Genomic DNA, 23,045 nt, shown 5'->3' on the forward strand with positions numbered 1-23,045 from the left:
CCTATATATCGACAAGGCCTTCCGCATTTCCCAAGAAATATTGAAACTTCGACATAGAATATAAAAAGCCGTGCATTAGCACGGCTTTTTACTTTAAATACGAACAGCAGTCCCGCTCACTGCAACCATTAGCATCCCTTCGCGAACTACTTCATAATCCACGTCGATACCGACAATTGCATTTGCATTTTTTTGTCTTGCGAAAGTTTTCATCTCTTCCATTGCGATGTCACGCGCTTCTTTTAATTTACTTTCATAAGCGCCAGCACGACCGCCGACAACGTCACGGACAGAGGCAAAAAGGTCACGAACGATATTCGCGCCCATAATCGCTTCTCCATTGACGATATCGATATACTCAATAATTTCTTTTCCTTGAATTGTAGACGTTGTTGTTACAATCATACTTTATAGCCTCCCATATGAGATTTTTACCTACTTATGGTGCACTAATTCTGTACAAATTATATTTACGAACTAAACTGAGCTTCGTATAACCTACTGTATCCTCCACCTTGCTCAATTAATTCATTATGTGAACCTTGTTCTGCAATACCATCTTTATTTACAACGACGATGCGATCTGCATTTTTAATCGTTGCAAGTCTGTGAGCGATAACTAATGTTGTACGGCCAACAGATAGCTCCGCAAGCGATTTTTGAATCGCAAGTTCTGTCTCTGTATCTAATGCAGAAGTTGCTTCATCCAATATTAAAATTGGAGGGTTTTTCAAGAACATACGAGCAATAGCTAGACGCTGCTTTTGTCCACCTGAAAGTTTCACGCCGCGCTCACCGATAACAGTATCTAAACCGTCCGGCTGTGAGTAAATTAAATCTTCTAATTGCGCACGTTTTACTGCCTGCCAAATTTCAGCTTCTGATGCTTTTAAATTTCCGTAAGCGATATTTTCACGAATTGTTCCTGAGAATAAGAACACGTCTTGCTGCACAATTCCAATTTGCTTACGAAGTGAAGATAATGTCATATCTTTCGTATCAATTCCATCAATTTGAATCGATCCAGATGATTGCTCATAAAAACGTGGTAATAGGCTACATAACGTCGTTTTCCCAGCTCCTGATGGTCCAACGAACGCAACTGTTTCACCTGCATGTATTTTCAAACTAATGTCATTTAAAATCGGTTCTTTGTTTTCATATCCAAACGTAATGTTGTTATATTGAATATCACCGTGTACATGCTTCACTTCCATTGCATCTTTAGAATCTACAATGTCAGGCTCTGTTTCAAGAAGCTCTACATATCTTTTAAAACCGGCGATTCCTTTCGGATAGCTTTCGATTACCGCGTTAATTTTTTCAATTGGGCGGAAGAAAATATTCGTTAATAGAACGAATCCGATAAATCCACCGTACGTTAATTCTCCTTGCAGAACAAACCATGTACCGCATATTAAGACGAAGAGCGTTACGAGACGCATGAGCATATAACTAATCGATGAATTTAAAGCCATAATTTTATACGCCATTAATTTCGTTGTACGGAAACGAGCGTTGTTCACAGCGAATTGCTCTTTCTCAAACTTTTCATTTCCGAATGCTTGTACAACACGAATGCCCCCTACATTGTTCTCAATGCATGCATTAAAATCAGCAACATCTGAGAATAAACGTCTAAATGTACCTGTCATTTTTTTATTGAAGTACAGCGCTAACCATAATAGGAATGGAATGACGAAGAACGTTAATAACGCTAACTTCCAGTTGATCATCATCATAAATGAGAATGCCCCAACTAAAGTCATTACGGCGATAAATAAATCTTCTGGTCCATGGTGAGCAATTTCCCCAATTTCCATTAAATCGTTTGTAAGGCGTGAAATTAAATGACCTGTTTTATTATTATCAAAAAATCTGAATGATAGCTTTTGAATATGATCAAATAATTTCTGCCTCATATCTGTTTCAATGTTAACACCAAGCATATGTCCCCAATATGTAACGACATATTGTAAGCCTGCGTTTAACATATAAACTGCGAGTAAACCGAAACAAGCCCATAAAATAAGCGTCCAGTTTTGCCCTGGCAATAACTTATCAATAAATTGATTTACGATAAGCGGGAAGCCGAGTTCTAATAATCCTGCGACAACCGCACAAGAAAAGTCGAGTATAAATAAACCTTTATACGGTTTATAGTACGAGAAAAATTTACGCAGCATATTTTACCTCCATTTTCCAAAATTAAAAAGACTCCCTAAATGATAACCATTATCAAATAATTATTCAAGTTATCCGTCTATGAAACTACAAAAATGAACAAATCTGAAAAAGCCTAACTCCCCATTTATACCAATGAGAAATTAGGCTTTTTTCTATATGTTACGTATCTTATTAAAACAAAGGTGCTCTACTAGTAGAGATGCCCTTCTATTTCCCCACAAATACACTCTTTAAATAATTTGAAACTTGTAATCGTGCTTGGAGACCTTTATCCATAATGCCCGCCATCCAGAAGAAACCATGGACCATCCCTTCGTAGCACTTATATTCTACAGGAATCCCAGCTGCCTCTAAACGTTTTGCGTATGCAGCGCCATCATCTCGTAGTGGATCATATTCCGCTGTAATAATAAGCGCTGGTGGCAAATTCTCTAACTCATTATTCACTGAAGGGGATGCAAAGACATTGTACCTATCAATTTCGTCACGTAAATACATTTGTGTTGCCCAAAAAACTCCTTCAGTTGTAAGTAAATAACCTTCAGCATTGTCTCGATATGATTGTGCTTTGAAAGTTAAAGTAAGATCAACTACAGGATAAACTAATACTTGAGCCACCAATGAAAGATTGTTGAATTTTTGAGCCATAATAACAACTGCTGCTGCAATATTTCCACCAGCACTATCTCCACCAATTGCGATTTTTGTTTTATCTGCATTAAGCATAGAACTATTTTCAGCTACCCATTTAGTAGCTTCATAACAATCTTCTAACGGAACCGGGAATTTATGCGTAGGAGCTAAGCGATACTCTACCGCAACAACTATACACTCCGCGTCATGCGCTATATTTTGGCATAAAGTATCTACAGCCTGAATATCTCCTGCTACCCATCCACCACCATGTAAATATACAAAAACAGGTAATGATTCCTTTTCATTCGGTGTATAAACTCGAAGTTTAATTTCACCGTCCTTCACAGGGATATAGAAATCTTCCACCTTAAATACAGCTTTTGCTTCTCCGTGCTCTTCTCCTGTAAGTGTATTCAAATTTCCACCTTGCGCAAGAAACGATTGAACTTGTAAATCTAAAGTCATACATAAACCCTCCCTAAAATTTTCTCATTATATTTGGATTTGAAAATAACGACGAACCGTTTCTTCAATCTCATGTTTTTTTAGTTTTTCTTTTATTCTCTCTTTTCCGTTAACGATAATCAGCATATCTCCTAGCAAAGTAATACGCCCATTTTCTGTCACTCTTGAAAGGAAATACATTTTGTTGAACATCGAATCTGGAGCTGTTTCAGTTAAAACACAAATTGGATGAATGTTCTCTAGGTTCCATTTATGAGAAGGCTGCTCAAAACGATATAGAATTTCCCACTTATCATCAGTCTTTTTTTGCAAATAATAAAATGATGTTGTCTCGTCTTTATTTACTCGGTAAAGACCATCACTATCCACAACTTCCTCTCCATTCAGCGGGACAGGAATTCGTGGTGAATTACCGCCCATACCTACATCCACCAAATACTCTTTATTATCAATTGATACGATTATGAATAAATGAGCATTTTCAAGAGCCCACATTCCTTCTCTTACATATACAGTCCCTGCCATAAGATAGGGATCAAATCCTAATTCTTTTAGCAGAAAATAAAATATTCCGTTTAACTCGTAGCACACGCCACCCTGCTTCGCATGAACAATTTTTTGATATAAATCTTCTTTACGCAAAGATAGAGGTTTTCTTGCAAGAATATCAAGATTCTCAAAGTGAACGTTGAGTACATGTTGCTTTTGAAGATGAGATAAGTAAGAGAAACTCACCTCTCTTTTTTCAGATTGAATATGCTCTAAATATTTTTGAATATCCAAAATTATCCACCTCATTTTTTATCTATATATAAATTTTTACAGTATTTCTTTTCACACTCATATTATAAAATTGATTATTGATAAACAAAAATATAAAATAATTATCATATTAATAACTTCAAGTATATAAGAGAAGGTGAACATATTTTATGGAATTACTGCAGCTCAAGTATTTTAAAACAGTCGCTCGGACGGAACATATAACAAAAGCGGCACAAGAACTGCATATCTCTCAACCAGCTTTAAGCGTTACTATCGCTCGATTAGAAGAGGAAGTAGGAGTTCCCTTATTTGACCGAATTGGGCGTCAAATTCGCCTAAATGCTTTCGGAAAAACTTTTCTCAAACAAGTGGATACGGCCCTTGAGGCTCTGGAAACTGGTAAACGACAAGTTACAGATATGGCTGGATTAGAACGAGGAAGTGTTTTAGTAGCTACTACAACTTTAAATCGTGTCTCTGAATTGCTAGCGCCTTTTCTAGCCTTATATCCACACATTAATTTCCGTATAACACAAGCATCTACAGAGGAATTAAAAATTCAGCTTCTTGAAAAAGGCGAAATCGACTTTTGTCTCACACCTTCACCTATTGATCGACTAGGAGTCTATAGTCTTCCATTAATGACTGAAGAGATCGTACTAGCTGTACCAAGTACACATCGACTCAAAGATCGCGACCGTATCAAGCTAAGTGAAGTAGCAAACGATCCTTTTATCTCCCTAAAACCAGGGTATAGCTTCCGTGAGATTACAGACAATTTCTGCAGACAAGCCGGGTTTACGCCTAACATTGTATGTGAAGGAGATGAACCTGCAGCAATAAGCGGCTTAGTACGCACTGGACTTGGCGTTGCTTTTTTACCAATCGCAGCAAAAAAGGAATTACCACCGCTAACGCTTCTCCAGCTTGAAGAACCCGTTTGCCAATGGACACCTCATTTAGTATGGAATGAAAAACACTACTTATCACTTGCTGCACAAACGTTTCGTGAATTTGTTGTGCAACATTACGCTCAAGTAAAACCGTAAATCAAAAAAGAAGAGGCTATATAACTACAATGTTATACAACCTCTTCTTTTATTTGTTACATCGCTTCCGAATCCCACTCATGCTCCTGTTCAACGAATACAATACCTAATTCGTGATGTCCACCAGCATATAATGCAGTTTGTGCAAGACGAAGCTCACCATTTGTATCTAATACTTCTAATTTACAAAATGCTCCTGTCGTCTTCGTTTGAAGCGCATCATAAAATTCCTCGGCGCTTTTTGGAATGACTCCATTTACTTTCGTAATAATTTCTCCAGGCAGTAATTTCAGCTCTGCTCCAATTGTATTTGGAATTGTATCTAGTACAACGAGCCCATCATTGCGTGCAGCAAAATACGCTGGTCTTGTTTCATCGGCAATTTTTTCTTGCATCGAAATTGTGAAACGCCCAAGCATAGCGACTCCCATCGCGATAATTGCAAGTACGTGCCACCAGTAACTTGCGATTCCTAAAACGAGCACAAGTCCTGCTAACCCATAAACCCGTCTTCCTGTAAATAATAAAGCTTCCGTCGGCTCATAACTTTTAATATTTCTCATAAATCCAATTAAAAATGGAACGAGGAATAGAGAATATGTATTTGAACCTATTGAAACGACAGGCCACCATGAAATAAACTGCGTTACCGCATCACCCGGTACAAGAATAAAAATAGGAACGATCCATAAACGCTTTGATTCGTGTAAACCAATCTTTAATCCACGCTTCCCCTGCCTAATCCTCGGCGTCGAATATCCTACTGCGTTTTTAGAAATCAATAAGCCTTCTACAATAAGCATAACGCCTAGTAAAATAACAAGGGATACAATGGTACTCTCTTCACCTTCTCGAAGCTGTAAAAAGGAAACTGGTAGCTTAGAAGATAATAGAACACATACAATCGCAATGCTAAATGTATAAGCCGCCGATAAATATCGATACATAGCCGTTAATCCAAATAGTAACGTCCAAATTAAAATGGCCCATAAGCTTGCTTTAGAAACAACAAGTCCAAGCCCAATCGTAATAATAGATACTACTAATCCGTATCCAATCCCTGCAAATAGAGAGGTTCGCAGTTCAAACCAAATATCATAAACTTTAAAAGAAAAATCTTTTCGTTCTCTTAACATACGTAAGTATCCAACGAAGATACTACTTATTACAAATATATAGACAGCAGGGTGTAAGAAAAAACGTCCAACTGCCCGCATTATTTCAAAAATCCACGCCTCCACGAACTCATTCACCACCATTTATATCATTCTTTCTTTTTATATTATCATAACTAAACAAACGTTTGTTTAACACAAAAAAATACAGGCAGCAAACTGCCTGTATTTCTTCTTATTTTGCCATTAATTTTAATGCTGACTGTAATTGTAGATCATTTTCTCCAGAACGGATTTTTTCGATAATTTTAGTTTGAATCGCTTCAGCTGTCTTTTTATCAAGCTGTCCTGTCGCTTCCATTTCATTTGCATTTTGGAATGCTTTCAGAGCCGATTCTGTCTCTTTACTAAAGTATCCATCTTCACGACCTGGTACATAACCTAAGCTCTTAAGCATTTCCTGAGCATGTTTTACTTGTACATCATTTGAATTGTATGAAAGTGTTTTTTCAATTTGAATTGGTGTCGCATGATAATAATTTGGTTGCTTCACTTCTACTGTTGGCGCGATTCCTTTTTTATGAATCCAGTTCCCATCCGGCGTTAACCATTTAAACATCGTTAATTTAATGTTGCTGCCGTCTTTAAATGGAACAGCTTGCTGGACAGTACCTTTACCAAATGTCTTTTCACCAATTAAATCGTATCCTTCTCCTTCTTTTAGCGCACCCGCTAAAATCTCTGAAGCAGAAGCACTTCCATTATCAATTAATACTGAAATTGGATATGGTTTTCTCTCTTTCAGTTCCGTAGAGAATTTCTTCTTCTCACCATTTCGCTGCTCTACTTGTAGCATCGGCTTTTTATTCGTCATAATTTCCCCTAGTATATCTTCTACACTATTTAAGTAGCCACCAGGATTACCACGCACGTCAATAACTAAGCCTTTTATATTTTTCTTCTCTAACTCTTTTAACTGATCCTTAAATTCTTTCGCTGTATTTTCAGCAAAAGAAGTGATTTGCATATAACCGATATCTTTTCCGCTCTCTTGCTTCACAGAACTAAACACTGTAAAGATCGGAATCTTTTCACGCTTAATTTTAAATACAATCGGATCAGTTACTCCCGCACGTTTAATTTCAATTGCGACAGTCGTTCCCTTTTTACCACGAATTTTTAATACTGCTTCTTCACGTGATAAGTCTTTCACACTGTTTCCATCTACAGATAAAATTTGGTCATTCGGTTTAATTCCTATCTTTTCTGCTGGTGAACCTTTAATTGGCGATACGATAATAAGCTTACCGTCCGTCTTGTTCACCTCAGCCCCAATCCCCTCTAATTCGGGATCAAGCGATTCACTAAACTGTTTGGCTGTTTCTTTATCCATATACGTGGAATAAGGGTCCTTCAGCGTAGACAACATACCTTGTATTGCACCTTCAACTAACTTTTCATCTTTCACGTCTTCCACATAACGTGAATCAATTAGTGCATACGCCTCATTAATTTTTGCCAAATTCCCTTGCGCAGTGCTAGCATTCCCACTCGAAATTGTTTGCGTTACTTCTGATGGGTTAACCCCAAATACAGACATGCCTGCAAACATTCCGCCAGCACCAATTAAAAATGCAACAACCATTCCAATAATTGCAACTCTACGTTTCAATGCGGAATTCCCCTTTCCAAAACACACAGGTGGTGTAGCAAAAGGCATCACACATTGTGTGATGCCTTTACCTATTTCTACTATATGATAAGCTTGTACGAATTATGTTTGCAACTTTTTATACTTTTAAGAAGCGACGAATTGACATTACACTTCCCCACATACCGATTAAAGCACCGATTAACACTAGTAAACCAGCTAATTGGAATACGAATGGACTGTATGGTAGAAGCTCGAAAATTGTTCCGCCAAGTTTTTCATTAAACACACCTTGCAACGAATTATACGTAATTAGAATTAGGCCAATTGGAATAATTGATCCTAATACTCCTAAGAATAACCCCTCTAGCAAGAATGGCCAACGAATAAACCAGTTTGTTGCACCAACAAGTTTCATAATTTCAATTTCTGTACTACGAGCATAAATTGTAATTTTAATTGTATTAGAGATTAAGAACATCGCTGTGAATAAAAGACCAGCAATTAACGCAATCCCAATGTTACGACCAGTTTTTACAGTATCAAATAATCGTTCAACTTGCCCTTTTCCGTACTGAACATTACTAACAAACTGCATTTTTTCAACCTTCTTCGCGATTGTCGCTGTATCGGTTGGTTCTTTCGCTTTTACAACGAATACGTTTTTAAGTGGGTTATCTTGTTCAAATAACTCAAACGTTTTTCCACTATCACCTAAGCTTTTAATTAAACGTTTTAACTCTTCTTCTTTAGAAGAATATTTAATAGAATCTACTTTTGCAATCTTACTCATATCTTCTTCTAATTTCTTTTGATCCGCTTCTTTTGCAGCTGGATCAATGTGTACACGAATCTCTACATCTTGCTCTACTTTCGTCGCAAAATGGTTCATATTCATAATCGCTGTTAAAAAGACACCTACAAGTAATAATGTAACTGTTACTGCACTAACAGAAGCAAATGTCATCCATCCGTTACGTGATAGATTCTTTACACCTTCTCGCAAATGTCGACTAAGGGTCTTAGCCTTCATATCCGTATCCTCCCTCAATCTCATCTCGAACAATTTTTCCGCCTTCAATCGCGATTACACGATGACGGATTGTATTTACGATATCTGCATTATGCGTCGCCATAACAATCGTTGTGCCGCGCTCATTAATGCGAGTAAAAATATTCATAATATCAAGAGCTGTTTCAATATCTAAGTTACCTGTTGGCTCATCGGCAATTACAACCTTTGGTCTATTTACAATTGCTCTTGCAATAGCCACACGTTGTTGCTCCCCGCCCGAAAGCTCACTTGGAAGTGCGTCTGCACGATCTTCAAGGCCTACAAGACCTAGAACTTCTGTTACACGCTCACGAATTGCATCCGGTTCTTCTTCAATTACTTCTAAAGCAAACGAAACATTCTCATATACCGTTAATTTAGGTAGCAATTTGAAATCTTGGAAAATCACGCCTAATTGACGACGGAAATACGGAACATCTCTTTCTGCCAATGTTTCGATAGTAAGTCCATTTACATTAATAGATCCTGTAGATGGTTTCTCTTCACGATACATCATTTTAATAAATGTAGATTTTCCGGCTCCACTCGGTCCAACTACGTATACGAATTCACCTTGTTTAATGTTAACTGTAAGACCAGCAATGGCTTTCATACCATTCGGGTACTCCTTATAAACATTCGTCATTTTTATCATTATTTATCACCCAATACTTAATGATTTTTTTCGAAATACTTTTCTGTACATCTGAAAACAAAAGACATCCTTCATTTTCATTTAGTCATCCTTGTTGAAGATAGTTTACTTATGCTTTCTCATAAGCAATACCACTCTATGTAATATATTTCAGCAAAATTCTACAAACCCCATTGTAACATCAAACGGTTTCCAATTTGGATACATTTTTGTTACAGTTATGTTACATACCAGAAAAAAGGAAAACGAGTTGACTATATTATCAACTCGTCCATTTCACCTTTTTTATTTATGTTCAGCTAACCATTCAGACACTTTTTTCGCATCTTCACCTTGAATAAGTCCTGGTGACATTGAACCGCGGCCTTTTTTAATAATCTCTTCGATATCTGCAGCGTCGTACTTACCGCCTACTTTTCTTAAATCAGGTCCAGTTGCCCCTGATAAATCTGTTGCGTGACATCCCGCACAACTTCTTTGGAAAATTTGTTCTGCGCTGTCTGTGCTTGCAGACTGTTTCGAAGACTTACTCTCTTCTTTATTTCCGCATGCTCCTAAAGCAAAAACAACCGATGTCCCTAGCGCAATAGCCAACAATTTCTTTTTCACTTCTATCGCTCCCCATTGTTGATATTCTTTTTATTCCTAACACACTCATTTTCATTATAAGCATTATCTTTATATAGAAAAACTAAGGTGTATTTCATATTCCTCAAAAATACAGTGAGAACCTTGATAAAATAATGCTTTCATAAGTTGTTTCAATTCTGTGAACAACTTAAAAAACTCCTATAAAGCATCCTTTTTAAAAGGAAAATTAGAAAGTTCTATATAAATCTTTACCATATTACCGCTCTATTTTACTATTCTCTACTTTTTACAAAACAATATACAGCATTGTAATCTACATATAATCCCATCAAAAAGAGAAGTTGTCGTTTCCAACTTCTCTTCCTCTTTACTTCATCTATAAAAATAAAATCAAATTCTTTATATCCTCTATTGTCCTCAGCATGCGCCAACAATTTCGTTGGCTTTTTTTCGCTTATTAGATGCGAGAACGTAAGTAAGCATCAATAAATGGATCAATCTCTCCATCCATAACAGCTTGTACGTTACCAACCTCCGTATTTGTACGATGGTCTTTTACAAGAGAATACGGGTGGAATACGTAAGAACGGATTTGGCTACCCCATCCGATTTCTTTTTGCTCTCCGCGAATTTCATCTAATTCTGCTTGTTGCTCTTCTAGTTTCTTTTGATATAATTTCGCTTTTAACATTTTCATCGCATGCTCACGGTTTTTAATTTGAGAACGCTCCGACTGACATGTTACAACCGTATTTGTCGGTGTATGTGTAATACGAACTGCTGAATCTGTCGTATTTACGTGCTGTCCACCAGCTCCACTTGCTCGGTACGTATCAATTTTTAAATCTTCTGTACGTACTTCGATTTCAACTTCATCATTGAACTCTGGTACAACTTCACAAGATACGAATGATGTATGACGACGCCCTGAAGAATCGAATGGTGAAATACGTACAAGACGATGTACACCTTTCTCTGCTTTTAAGTAACCGTAAGCGTTATGACCTTTAATTAATAAAGTTACACTCTTAATACCAGCTTCATCACCTGGTAAATAGTCAACCGTTTCTACTTTGAATCCGCGTTTTTCAGCCCAGCGTGTGTACATACGTAATAGCATAGAACCCCAGTCTTGTGACTCAGTTCCACCTGCACCTGGATGTAATTCTAAAATCGCATTATTTTTATCATAAGGATCACTTAATAGTAACTGAAGCTCATACTCATTCATTTCTTGAATTAAGCCTTTTACTTCTGATTCTAATTCCTCATGTAAATCTTCATCATACTCTTCTTTTAAAAGCTCATGCGTGATTTCTAAATTTTCGAACGTCTCATCTAACTGACGGAACTTTCCAACCATATCTTTTAACGCATTCGCTTCATTAATTACAGCTTGTGCGCCTTGTTGGTCATCCCAAAATCCTGCGCCCATCATTTTCTCTTCTAATTCTGCAATTTGTTTCTCCTTAGTAGGGAGGTCAAAGAGACCCCCTAAAAGCCGCTAATCGCTTAGCCATTTTCTCTAATTCCTGTCTAATTTCTACTAATTCCATTTCCTTCACCTCTATGTAATTGCTGTTACTTTCGTATGAAAACAAGGGAAACTCTCTCCACTTATTACGGAGAGAGTTTAATCCTTCTTAATTATACATTTTTGATATAAAAGTTTGCAAAACAGCCAAAGCTATCGTCCTATATTACTGAACGATACCACAGCAGTTTTTATATTTTTTACCACTACCACATTTACATAAATCATTGCGGCCCACTTGGTCACCTTTTACAACTGGCTTTTTCTTTGCTTCTTCGCCATCGCTAGAAGGATGAACAGCTTCACCTTGAACAACTTCTTGACGTTCTAAGTTTTGTTCAATTTCAGCTTTCATAATGTAACGAGAAATTTCCTCTTCAATAGAAGCAACCATTGACTCGAACATCGCGAACCCTTCCATTTGGTACTCACGAAGTGGATCGATTTGACCGTAAGCACGTAAATGAATACCTTCACGAAGGTGATCCATCGCATCAATATGCTCTGTCCATTTCGTATCTACAACGCGGAATACAACAACCTTCTCAAACTCACGCATTTGCTCTTCTGGCATAAGCTTTTCTTTTTCATTGTATCGCTCAATTAATTTCGCAATAATTGGCTCGCTCATTTCCTCAGGAGCAAGACGACGTAATTCTTCTTCTTTTACATCTCCGTCTTGAAGAAGGTTTGTATTTAAGTAGTCAACAAGACCTTTAATGTTCCAATCTTCTTCAATTTCCTCTTGTGTATGAAGAGCAACAGCACGTTCTACTGTAGATTTCATCATACCTTCAATAATGCCGCGTAAGTTGTCAGACTCCATTACCTCTTGACGCTGTTTGTAAATAACTTCACGTTGCTGACGAAGTACATCATCATATTGCAGTAACTGCTTACGTGCATCATAGTTATTTCCTTCAACACGTTTTTGTGCAGATTCTACCGCACGAGAAACCATTTTACTTTCAATCGGCTGAGAATCATCCATACCAAGGCGGTCCATCATTGCTTTCATATTATCTGAACCAAATCGGCGCATTAATTCATCTTCCATCGATAAGTAGAACTGCGTAACACCAGGGTCCCCTTGACGACCAGCACGACCACGTAACTGATTATCAATACGACGACTTTCGTGACGCTCTGTACCGATAACTGCTAAACCAACGTTTTTCACATCGTCTCCAAGCTTAATATCTGTACCACGACCTGCCATGTTCGTCGCGATTGTTACAGCACCTTTAATACCAGCCTCTGCAATGATATCTGCTTCACGAGCATGGTTTTTCGCATTTAAGATGTTATGACGTACACCTTTACGCGTTAACATTTTTGAAATAAGCTCTGAAGTTTCAATTGCAACTGTACCTACAAGAACAGGTTGCCCTTTTTTATGACGATTTACAATATCCTCAACAACAGCATTGAACTTACCTTCCATTGATTTAAAGATTAAATCGGCACGATCATCACGAATAATCGGTTTGTTTGTCGGAATTACAATAACGTTCATATTGTAAATGTTACGGAATTCCTCTTCCTCTGTTTTCGCTGTACCAGTCATACCAGATAATTTTTCATACATACGGAAGTAGTTCTGGAATGTAATTGTTGCAAGCGTCATGCTTTCATTTTGAATTTCTACACCTTCTTTTGCTTCAATCGCTTGGTGTAATCCTTCGCTATAACGACGACCTTTCATAAGACGACCAGTGAATTGGTCTACAATTACAATTTCGCCTTCTTGTACAACATAATCTGTATCACGATGCATAACAACGTGTGCACGAAGCCCCTGATTAATATGGTGAAGAAGTGCTACATGTTTTAAATCGAATAAGTTTTCAATATGGAAAGCTTTCTCTGCTTTCGTAATACCATCTTCTGTTAGCATTACATTTTTCGTTTTCACATCAAATGAATAATCTTTTTCATTTTCTAACGTACGAACAAATGCATTTGCAAACATGTATAGCTCTGTTGATTTTTGAGCTTGTCCTGAAATAATAAGCGGCGTACGTGCTTCATCGACTAAAATAGAATCGACTTCATCGATAATAGCAAAGTGAAGTGGACGTTGAACGCACTGCTCTTTATATAAAACCATGTTATCACGTAAGTAATCGAATCCAAGCTCATTATTTGTGCTATACGTAATATCAGCAGCATAAGCCTCTTGTTTCTCTTCGCGTGACATACTATTTAAGTTAATTCCTACCGTTAAGCCAAGGAACTCATGAAGTTGTCCCATTTCGCTCGCATCACGTTGTGCTAAATATTCATTGACTGTAACAACGTGAACACCTTTTCCTGTTAAAGCATTTAAATATACAGGTAATGTAGATGTTAACGTTTTACCTTCACCCGTTTTCATCTCAGAAATATTCCCTTCATGTAAGGCAATACCACCCATTAACTGTACGCCATATGGACGCATTCCAAGAACACGAGTTGCCGCTTCGCGAACAACTGCAAAAGCTTCAGGTAGTAAATCATCTACTGTTTCACCTTTTGTTAGACGTTCTTTAAATTCAAGCGTCTTTCCTTTTAATTGTTCATCAGTTAGTGGCTTAATAGATGACTCTAATGCATCAATTTGCTCAACTGTCTTTTGCATACGTTTAATTTGGCGTTGATTTACATCAAACACCTTTTTTAAAATACCGATCATAGGAAATACGCTCCTCTTTTTATTAAAATAAAACTTCCGATTGTTTTTCTTTTTCTCTATTACAATCAGTCGTTATAAAAATCAAATGTATGTTATGCCAATTTTTCTCCTAATTAAAAAAACTAAAATGTATATACCTAATGATAATTGTAACACTTGTCTTATAACTATGACAACAATCGGCCGATTGTCTCGTTCTAAATTAAGAAAAGTTTTTTAAAAATCTATTTTCAGCAAAAAAAGCGCAGCCTCATTCGGCTGCGCTTTCGAATTATTATTTAGTTTCGATTAAACCGTATTTCCCATCTTTACGGCCATATACAACATTAGTTTCATTTGTATCAGCATTTGTGAAGACGAAGAAATTATGTCCTAGCATATCCATTTGTAGGATTGCCTCTTCAACGTCCATCGGTTTTAAATCGAATCGTTTTGTACGTACAAGTTCTAATTCATCTTCTTCTACCTCATCCAAAACAGCTACTGCTTCCGGAAGGATAAAGTTCGTTTTTATAGAACCTTTCTCACGTAACTTACGATTTACTTTTGTTTTATGTTTACGAATTTGTCGCTCAATTTTATCAACTACTAAATCGATAGCAGCGTACATATCGCTATTAGTTTCTTCTGCACGAAGTAATAAATCAGTAAATGGAATTGTTACCTCGACACGTTGCTTGTCAGAGTATACTTTTAAATTAACTTTAATCTCTGGGAATGTATCAAAATAACGCTCTAACTTACTTAGTTTTTTCTCTACATATTCCTTTAATGCTGGAGTTACTTCAATATTTTCACCACGAATGTTGAATTTCATAGATGAATTCCTCCTTTCAAGCCTATGTACTATAATTTCGACATTGGCTTAAAAACTCCTTCTAACTTTTTTAAAAAAATTAGTGGAATTGCGATTTTTTTATCGTTTTTTGTTGAAATGAAAAGATGCATCGTTTCTATCTTTATTTTATCCTATTAACATCGTGAATAACGAATATTTCTGTGGACAATTCGTTACAGAAAAGAAACAACTTTTTGACAACTTACCCTATAACAAAAACCCCTTGCGAAAAACAAGAGGTTCTACTACATATATATAACGTTGCCACAAACGCAGCTTTCTCTTCCCAAAACAATATACCCTACAGTTTCACAACATTAGCTGCTTGTGGTCCACGTGCTCCATCTACAATGTCAAACTCTACTTGTTGCCCTTCTTCCAATGACTTATACCCATCTTGTTGAATAGCAGAAAAATGGACAAATACATCGTCACCATCTTCACGCTCAATAAACCCAAATCCCTTTTCTGCATTGAACCATTTCACTCTTCCTTGCATGTTCATTCCATTCCCTTCACTCTAAAAATCAGGGCATTCGCCCCATATTTTGACTATAACGAATGACAACATATGAAGTCAAAGAAGACTTATCGCCTTTTTATTATCCCTTTCGACACTGTCATATTAACTTCTACAAAGTGTCAAACTAGATACTTCCCTTGCCCCTCTTTCATATAACAAACTTCCGATTTGCCTAACCGTAATCCCTGTCGTATACACGTCATCAACGAGTAAAATATGTTGCCCAGAAAACATCTCTTCTCCCTGAAAATAAAAAGGATTGCTTCCTGACACCCTTTCTTTACGTGTCTTCTTACTTTGCTTTTCTGTTTCCCTTCTTCTTAATGATGGATAAGAAATTTTGACAGGCAAACAAGTTGCTAATAACTCAGCTTGATTAAAACCACGTTCAACTTCCCTTTCCTTACTAAGCGGAACAGCGATAACAGTTGAAACATTGGCAAAACACTTTTGAAATAAACTTCGAAAAGGACGATAAAAAATGTGCACTAACTCTGCATCCCCCCGAAACTTAAACTGCGCTACTATTTCTTTCATCTTATCATCATACATATATAACGAACGGTTTTTAAAAGAACGATACTTCTCCTCTTTCATCCACCTTATACAATCTATACAAATACCGTCTTCTTGAAATGAGGCAGGAACAAATTCTAAAGGTCGCCCGCACTCCATGCAAATTTCTCCTATAATATAGGAAAGTTTCTGCTCACATCTATCACATATATATTTTCTATGACACTTTACAAAAAAAGTGTACCAACTAACCTTTTCTACAAAATACTCATCACAAAGTAAACAATGCATTAATCGATCAATCCTTGTTCTTTCGCATTTTTATTCATACCTTGAATATGTTTTTTCGCGCGCACCATCGCCTCTGTCTTGCCATAGTGAAAATAAATGACCTCTCCATACGGTGCTTCAAAGCTCCGCCCTGCTCGGCCCGCAATTTGTACGAGCGCACTTTCTGAAAATATTTCTTCTTCCGCCCCTAAAACTGCAACTTGCAAATTTTTCACCGTTACGCCTCGCTCTAAAATTGTCGTTGTAACTAATAATGGGATTTCTCCCTTTCTGAACGCTGCGACTTTCTCTTTTCTCATCGGATCTTCTGCATGTACCCCTTCAACTTTATTATGCAATGATTTCAATAACGAGCTTATTTCTTCTATATATCGTATATGGGGAACGAATAAAAAAACAGGATACTTTTTGTTTAAGTACATCTTTAACCATTGTAGTAAAACTCGAGGAATTCTTTCATGGTTGAGGCTTTTCTTCCAATTTCCGCACCAGCAAAATAGAGGAACTGGCAACGGATGACGGTGATATCGTCCAGAAACAATAACACCTTTTTGTTTACCTTGTTTAAGTTTTCGCTTCCACGTTTCATCTGGAGTCGCAGTTAAATAAATACGCGCCGCTTTTTCTTTCATCGCTTGTTTTACCGCGTACTGTAACATTTGATCTGCACAATATGGAAAAGCATCTATCTCATCTACAACTATGACATGAAACGCCCTATAATAACGTAATAATTGATGCGTGGTCGCAACGACTAGTACTGCATCTTTTTCTTTATCTACACTCCCTCCATATAAAGCCGCTACCTTTATATATGGAAATACTTCTTGTAATCTCGGTGCTAATTCCAAAACAACATCCGTTCTTGGCGTTGCGATACAAACTCTTTCTCCTTTTTGAAGCGCTTCGTTAATACCGTAAAACAACATCTCTGTTTTCCCAGCCCCGCATACAGCCCAAATAAAAAATGATTCTTTTTGCTTAATAGCCTCTATAACTCCTTGCGCCGCCAAATTCTGGCCAGTAGACAACGTCCCGTTCCACTGTAACAAATTTGAATTCTTTTCTCTCTTTCTTTCAGCAATCCCGCGAACAAGTACAGCACATTCACTTACTCTCCCCATCGCTATACACTTCCGGCAATATGTGCACACTTTACTGCACCTTTTACATAAAAACGACGCAAATAGCCACCGATCTACGTTTCCACAGCGTTGGCACATATATTTAGAATTCTTCTTTTTTACACCTTGTACACATACGATCTCTCCCTTCTTTTTCAAATCGTTTAATTCCCTCTGTAAATCTGAAGAAAGTTCTTCTAATAGCAACTGTTTCCCCGCTAGCATCAACAATCACCTCCAGCACTACTATAAACCTTTCTCATCATCTCGTAAAAACTCAAAAAAGCCGATAACCTACTTAGAAAATAGTAAGCTATCGACTTTATACACGTTTTTCATTGAATTATAATTCTATAATCTTCCGTAACCTAAGAAATGTTTTTGGTTGTAAGAGCTATTTACGCTACCATAAGTAACACCTGTTGACTCATCAGCAGCATGAATCATTTGACCGCCACCAATGTAAATTCCAACGTGAGATACGCCCGCTCTATATGTGCCTTGTAAGAAGATAAGGTCTCCTGGTTTCGCTTCAGATGGGCTAATTTTTTGTACAGAACTCCATAGACTTCTAGTATCTTGACGACCTAAACCGTAAACGTAAGAGATTAAACCACTGCAGTCAAAACCACCGTTTGAAATTGACGCACTACCCCATACGTATTTTAGACCTACTAAGCCTTTAGCTTTTTCAACAACATCTTGTCTTCCGCCACCATCATTTGTTACTACTGGTGTTGGTTTTTTCGCTTCTTCTTTTTTAGGTTCTTCTTTTTTAGACTCTTCTTTTGGAGCTTGTACAGCATTATTTGCTGGAGCTGCTGGTTGAGCTTGCGTTTGTGCTGGTTGAGCCGCCGCTGGTTGCTGTGCTGGCTGAGCTTGCGCGTCTTTAGCGGCTTGCTCTGCTTGCTTTTGAGCAGCAGCTTCTTGTGCAGCTTTTTCTTGCGCTTCTTTTTCAGCAATTTGTTGTAATTTTAATGCCTGTTGTTCAAGCTCTTTTAATTGGCTTTCCGTACTTGTCATTGTAGTTACAACTGTTTCCATTTTACCGCTTAAATCATTTACTGCAGTTTCTTTTTTCGCTTTTTCAGCGTCAAGATCTTTCTTAGCAGTTTCAATTTGAGCTTGTGCTTCTTTTAATTCTTTTTGTTTCTCTTTTACCGTTGCAACATCTTTTTTCACACTAGCTTGATCTTCTTGTTGTGTTTTCATGATATCTTCATCAGACTCAAGAATTTTAGAAACAGAAGTTAAACGATCAACTAAATCTGCAATATTTTTAGAGTTTACAAGAACTTCTGTTACAACGTTCGTATTTGGTTGTTCTTGGAGTGCAACTAAACGCTTTCTTAATAGCTCTTCACGTTTTGCAATCTTTGTTTGTAATTCTGCAATATCTTTATTTTTCTTTTCAATTAATTGCTCAGTATCAGCAACTTTTTTCGTTGTTTCTTCAAGCTTTGCAGCATTCTCTTGAACAGATTTATCTAAACCTTGAATTGTTTTGTTTAAGTCATTCATTTGTTTTTGTAATTCATCACGTTCTTGTTGTTGTTTATGTAAAGTGTCATTTTGTGTGTTAATTTGTGATTTCACGTCAGAAATTTTATCTTCTGCAAATACATTTGGTGTTAGCCCAGAAAACATTAATCCTGCAACTAATGCACAAGATGCCATTTTTAGCTTTTTCATTTTATTTTTTACACCGCTTTCTTTTTTCTTTTTCCGTATATAACCTATAAAATTTATACCATAATTCGGGATTTTTTTTGCTAATGTTACGTTTTTGTAAAACAAATGTAATATTATATGTAGCTCTAGCGCAAAATGCGTATATTTTTGTATGTATGTGTAGAAATTTATATACTTTTCTCACTTCTATAAACAAAGAAAAAACGTAAGGAATCCCTTACGTTTTATTAAATATACGAATACGAATACGAATACAAATGAAATACTACTTCATCCATTTCTCAGCCCAATTTTGGACCTCATCCATAACACTTTCTAACGCTTTTCCCTTGTCAGTTAAGCCATACTCGATTCGAACTGGTACTTCTGGATAGACATTACGAACTACAATGCCCTCGCTTTCCAATTCCTTTAAACGCTCTGACAACATACGATCGCTCATATTTGGGATAATATCTGCGATTTCTCTAAAACGTTTCGACTCTTCAAGCAAAGATTTAATAATTAAGCCAGTCCACTTCTTACTAAGCAGAGTAAAAGCTGACTCAAACTTTGGACATAAACAAGAATTATGCTCCATATGTTTCACCTCTCTTCTATTATAATATAGTTTCTTGTAAAAAGTAAGTTATAAAACTTTCCTCATTATTTTATTTTACGTACATTTTACCATTTCCAAATATTAACTTGTCAACTAAACGTAACATACCCGTAAAAAAACCCTCTTAAAAAGAGAGCTTTTTATATCTTTATTACTTCGTATACCATCCAAGACCTAATGCACCTTCACCTAAGTGTGTACCAATTACAGCTCCAAAATAACCTGTACGAATTGTGACGTGAGGATATTTTGCTTCTAATTCTTTCTTCCATTCATTCGCTTCCTCTTCACGTTGCGCATGAATGATAACTGCTTCCATAGGTACACCTTTACTTGCTTGCTCATCAAAAATTTCAATGATACGTTTTAATGCTTTTTTACGTGTACGAATCTTTTCAAACGGAATAATGATTTTATCTCTAAAATATAAAACTGGCTTCACTTGTAACAGACTGCCGATGAAAGCTTGCGCGCTATTCAATCGACCACCACGCTGTAAATGATGTAAATCATCAACTACAAAATAGGCGTCCATCGTTTTCTTCATTTCATCAAAACGAGCGATAATTTCTTTTGGGTTCTTTCCTTCACTTGCTAACTTTGCACCTTCACGCACATAAAATCCTTGTACTTCACAACTAATTTCAGAGTCATACGTGTATACATCAATACCCTCTACCATTTGTCCAGCTGTCGTTGATGTTTGATATGTACCACTAATTCCACTTGATAGGTGAATACTAATAACTGCATCATAATCTTTAGCTAGTTCTTCATATAGCTCAACAAACTTTCCGATTGCTGGTTGAGAAGTTTTTGGAAGTTCCTCTTGTTCACGTACTTTCACATAAAAATCATCTGCTGAAATTTCAGCTTCTTCTTGATAAGATTCTGTTCCAAACACAACGTTTAATGGAATCATATATATATTGAGTTCATCACGAATTTGCTTCGGTATATATGCCGTACTATCAGTAACAATAGCTATTTTCATTTTCGTACCTGCCTTATAAAAAGTTTTATTTCCTAATTTTACACGAAAACTACAAATGGTGCATCCATACATGAAAATGCCGGTTGAAATTATACCTACCATCTCGACAAATTACAACAAAAAGATAAAATACTCACCAAAAACTTCAGCATATTTAGAAAAAATGTTTGAATATAAAAAGGCTCGCTTTTAAAATGGAAAGTACTAGTCATTTTGATAGATAGGGGCGTACACAAGTGCTATTACAATATTTAACAATCAAAGACTACGGCGAACACGAAATCGTCATTCAAAAATCAAGATTTATTTGTTATATTAGCCGAGCAACAACTGAGGAAGAGGCTCAAGAATTTATACAAAAAATAAAAAAACAACATTGGAATGCAACACATAATTGTTCCGCTTATTTAATTGGCGAACAAGATCATATTCAAAAAGCAAATGATGACGGTGAGCCTAGCGGTACAGCTGGCGTACCAATGCTGGAAGTACTTAAAAAACGTGGACTAAAAGATACCGTCGTCGTCGTAACACGCTATTTTGGTGGCATTAAACTTGGCGCAGGTGGATTAATTCGTGCATATGGAAAGTGTACAAGCGAAGGCGTTAATCATGTCGGTGTTGTCCAGCGAAAACTAATGCGTGTGATGCAAACCGAGATTGATTACACATTACTTGGCAAAGTGGAAAATGAATTACGCAATTCAAAATATGCCATTAAAGATATTCATTATCTAGAAAATGTCACATTTGATACGTATGTAGAAGAAGACGGCAAACAAGCATTTACAGATTGGATGATTGAATTAACAAACGGGAAATGTACAATTACAGAAGGAGATATGTTGTACTTAGAACAAGATGTTATCTAAGAATAACCCATTTATCACCTTCAAAGATTAATGTAGTGAATTACTTCCCTACAAATGAACTAACGAACTAAGGAGATTATATATGGAAGAACGTTATTATCATCTCCAAAATAGCAGAATAAAAAAGAAGCGAAGAAGGAAACTTTTCTTCTTCCTTATTTTCGCATTTTTATTTGGCAGCATAGGAGTTTATGTGTTAAATTCTTACTCTTCTCTTATGGGGATGTATAGTGGTTTTACTCGTGAAAAATCGGATTTAAGAAACCAAGATGTAGAAATTACAAAGGAACCTTTTACAATTCTCATTATGGGTATAGAAGATTATGCGACAGATGGTCAAAATGGTCGTACAGACTCATTAATGTTTGCAACAGTCAATCCAAAAACGCAAAAGATTTCACTTATGAGTATTCCTCGTGATTCTCGAGTTAAAATTGTTGGCAAAAATAAGGAAGACAAAATTAACGCTGCCCATGCTTACGGCGGAGAAGAAATGGCAATCAAAACTGTCGAAGGCTTTCTAAAAGTTCCTGTAGACCATTATATTAAAATTGATTTCCAAGGCTTTAAAGGTATCGTTGATGCTGTTGGTGGCGTTACCGTTGACGTACCCTTCGATTTCTGGGAGCGCTCTGACGTGGATTACTACAAAAAAATTCAATTTAAGCAAGGACAGCAAAACTTAAACGGTGAAGAAGCACTTGCTTACGTCCGTATGCGAAAGCAAGATCCAAATGGCGATTATGGTCGAGCTGCTAGACAAAGACAATTACTGGCCGCTGTTGCTCATAAACTAAACTCCACCTCTACTGTATTTAAAATTAAAGATTTAACAGCTGTCGTTGGAAAATATATAAAAACCGACATTCCTATTTCAGACGGACTTGCTCTTTACAATAAACTTTCTGGATTTGATCCTTCTACAATGCAAACGTTAAAGCTTGAAGGCGAAGACAAAAAGATAGGCGGTATTTATTACTTCCTTCCAGATCCAATCAGTGTAGAAACGGTGCGTAACGAAATTGAAAAAGAATTAGGAGAAAAAGCAAAAAATCCAACTACAAAAAACAACTCAAATCCTGATTCAAATTCAAGTTCTACCTCTAACGAACAAACAAAAAAAGAGACAAACCAAAATAACACACCAACTGATCCGCCACCTTCTACAAATGCTCATGCAGAGTGGATTATGCGCAATCAGCCGTAAAAAAAGGCCCA

21 protein-coding genes are annotated in these 23,045 nt (G+C 36.7%); 3 read left to right on the forward strand and 18 right to left on the reverse strand.

What is annotated here, in order from left to right:
• Positions 1 to 93: 93 nt before the first annotated feature.
• The 4 genes from GD442_RS25265 to GD442_RS25280 all read right to left on the reverse strand — a co-directional run bounded on the left by GD442_RS25265 (position 94) and on the right by GD442_RS25280 (position 4,071).
• Positions 94 to 405: a heavy metal-binding domain-containing protein gene (locus GD442_RS25265; protein WP_000637523.1), complete on the reverse strand. Its 312-nt coding sequence runs from the start codon at positions 403 to 405 to the stop codon at positions 94 to 96.
• Between the two features lie 65 nt (positions 406 to 470).
• The gene (locus tag GD442_RS25270) at positions 471 to 2,186 is read right to left on the reverse strand and encodes an ABC transporter ATP-binding protein (RefSeq protein ID WP_000944620.1); all 1,716 of its coding nucleotides are present in this window, start codon (positions 2,184 to 2,186) and stop codon (positions 471 to 473) included.
• 208 nt (positions 2,187 to 2,394) lie between these two features.
• Positions 2,395 to 3,288, reverse strand: a complete 894-nt coding sequence (locus GD442_RS25275) for an alpha/beta hydrolase (RefSeq protein ID WP_017656399.1) — start codon at positions 3,286 to 3,288, stop codon at positions 2,395 to 2,397.
• Positions 3,289 to 3,315: 27 nt separating this feature from the next.
• On the reverse strand, positions 3,316 to 4,071 hold the full coding sequence (locus tag GD442_RS25280) for an arylamine N-acetyltransferase family protein (protein ID WP_048538374.1): 756 nt from the start codon (positions 4,069 to 4,071) through the stop codon (positions 3,316 to 3,318).
• A gap of 149 nt (positions 4,072 to 4,220) precedes the next feature.
• Between GD442_RS25280 and GD442_RS25285 the strand changes: the two genes are divergently transcribed.
• Positions 4,221 to 5,102 carry a LysR family transcriptional regulator gene (locus GD442_RS25285; protein WP_048538373.1) on the forward strand — a complete coding sequence of 294 codons (882 nt, stop codon included), beginning with the start codon at positions 4,221 to 4,223 and terminating at the stop codon, positions 5,100 to 5,102.
• Positions 5,103 to 5,158: 56 nt separating this feature from the next.
• Here GD442_RS25285 and GD442_RS25290 read toward each other — a convergent pair whose 3' ends face one another.
• The 14 genes from GD442_RS25290 to GD442_RS25355 form a co-directional block, all read right to left on the reverse strand.
• A complete protein-coding gene (locus tag GD442_RS25290; RefSeq protein WP_033687181.1) occupies positions 5,159 to 6,361 on the reverse strand; it encodes a PDZ domain-containing protein in 1,203 nt (400 codons plus the stop codon).
• Between the two features lie 91 nt (positions 6,362 to 6,452).
• Positions 6,453 to 7,889, reverse strand: coding sequence for a S41 family peptidase (locus GD442_RS25295; protein ID WP_000830313.1), 1,437 nt, complete (start codon positions 7,887 to 7,889; stop codon positions 6,453 to 6,455).
• Positions 7,890 to 8,007: 118 nt separating this feature from the next.
• The gene (ftsX, locus tag GD442_RS25300; RefSeq protein WP_000645027.1) at positions 8,008 to 8,901 is read right to left on the reverse strand and encodes a permease-like cell division protein FtsX; all 894 of its coding nucleotides are present in this window, start codon (positions 8,899 to 8,901) and stop codon (positions 8,008 to 8,010) included.
• Positions 8,891 to 9,577, reverse strand: coding sequence for a cell division ATP-binding protein FtsE (ftsE, locus tag GD442_RS25305; RefSeq protein WP_000594321.1), 687 nt, complete (start codon positions 9,575 to 9,577; stop codon positions 8,891 to 8,893). The genes ftsX and ftsE overlap by 11 nt, the downstream gene beginning before the upstream one ends.
• Positions 9,578 to 9,862: 285 nt before the next feature.
• Positions 9,863 to 10,186 carry a cytochrome c551 gene (cccB, locus tag GD442_RS25310; RefSeq protein ID WP_000727971.1) on the reverse strand — a complete coding sequence of 108 codons (324 nt, stop codon included), beginning with the start codon at positions 10,184 to 10,186 and terminating at the stop codon, positions 9,863 to 9,865.
• A gap of 439 nt (positions 10,187 to 10,625) precedes the next feature.
• Positions 10,626 to 11,724, reverse strand: a protein-coding gene (prfB, locus tag GD442_RS25315) for a peptide chain release factor 2 (RefSeq protein WP_096001716.1) whose coding sequence is annotated in 2 segments (ribosomal slippage) — positions 10,626 to 11,651 and positions 11,653 to 11,724 — 1,098 coding nt in all. Because the reading frame shifts where the segments join, the coding sequence is not laid out codon by codon here.
• A gap of 144 nt (positions 11,725 to 11,868) precedes the next feature.
• Complete coding sequence (secA, locus tag GD442_RS25320; RefSeq protein WP_000579385.1) at positions 11,869 to 14,376, reverse strand: preprotein translocase subunit SecA; 2,508 nt, start codon at positions 14,374 to 14,376, stop codon at positions 11,869 to 11,871.
• 274 nt (positions 14,377 to 14,650) lie between these two features.
• A complete protein-coding gene (hpf, locus tag GD442_RS25325) occupies positions 14,651 to 15,193 on the reverse strand; it encodes a ribosome hibernation-promoting factor, HPF/YfiA family (RefSeq protein WP_000671185.1) in 543 nt (180 codons plus the stop codon).
• Between the two features lie 322 nt (positions 15,194 to 15,515).
• Entirely contained in the window at positions 15,516 to 15,713 is a 198-nt protein-coding gene (gene cspC / locus GD442_RS25330; protein ID WP_001990088.1) for a cold shock protein CspC, read from the reverse strand.
• Positions 15,714 to 15,839: 126 nt separating this feature from the next.
• Positions 15,840 to 16,544 (reverse strand): ComFC family protein, encoded by a 705-nt coding sequence (locus GD442_RS25335; RefSeq protein WP_002183001.1) that lies wholly within the window; start codon positions 16,542 to 16,544, stop codon positions 15,840 to 15,842.
• Entirely contained in the window at positions 16,544 to 17,893 is a 1,350-nt protein-coding gene (gene comFA, locus GD442_RS25340; protein WP_000879430.1) for an ATP-dependent helicase ComFA, read from the reverse strand. Before comFA ends, GD442_RS25335 begins: the two co-directional genes overlap by 1 nt.
• 126 nt (positions 17,894 to 18,019) lie before the next feature.
• Positions 18,020 to 19,465: a C40 family peptidase gene (locus GD442_RS25345; protein WP_159365227.1), complete on the reverse strand. Its 1,446-nt coding sequence runs from the start codon at positions 19,463 to 19,465 to the stop codon at positions 18,020 to 18,022.
• A gap of 160 nt (positions 19,466 to 19,625) precedes the next feature.
• Positions 19,626 to 19,940 carry a winged helix-turn-helix transcriptional regulator gene (locus tag GD442_RS25350; protein WP_000400857.1) on the reverse strand — a complete coding sequence of 105 codons (315 nt, stop codon included), beginning with the start codon at positions 19,938 to 19,940 and terminating at the stop codon, positions 19,626 to 19,628.
• A gap of 172 nt (positions 19,941 to 20,112) precedes the next feature.
• A complete protein-coding gene (locus GD442_RS25355; protein ID WP_000684725.1) occupies positions 20,113 to 20,955 on the reverse strand; it encodes a DegV family protein in 843 nt (280 codons plus the stop codon).
• 236 nt (positions 20,956 to 21,191) lie between these two features.
• Here GD442_RS25355 and GD442_RS25360 point away from each other — a divergent pair, with 236 nt between their 5' ends.
• Both GD442_RS25360 and GD442_RS25365 read left to right on the forward strand, forming a co-directional pair.
• On the forward strand, positions 21,192 to 21,827 hold the full coding sequence (locus GD442_RS25360; protein WP_000926672.1) for a YigZ family protein: 636 nt from the start codon (positions 21,192 to 21,194) through the stop codon (positions 21,825 to 21,827).
• A gap of 82 nt (positions 21,828 to 21,909) precedes the next feature.
• Complete coding sequence (locus GD442_RS25365; RefSeq protein ID WP_159365228.1) at positions 21,910 to 23,034, forward strand: LCP family protein; 1,125 nt, start codon at positions 21,910 to 21,912, stop codon at positions 23,032 to 23,034.
• Positions 23,035 to 23,045 lie beyond the last annotated feature (11 nt).

This window comes from Bacillus sp. A260, assembly GCF_009861435.1.
GTDB classification, from domain to species: Bacteria; Bacillota; Bacilli; order Bacillales; family Bacillaceae_G; genus Bacillus_A; species Bacillus_A cereus.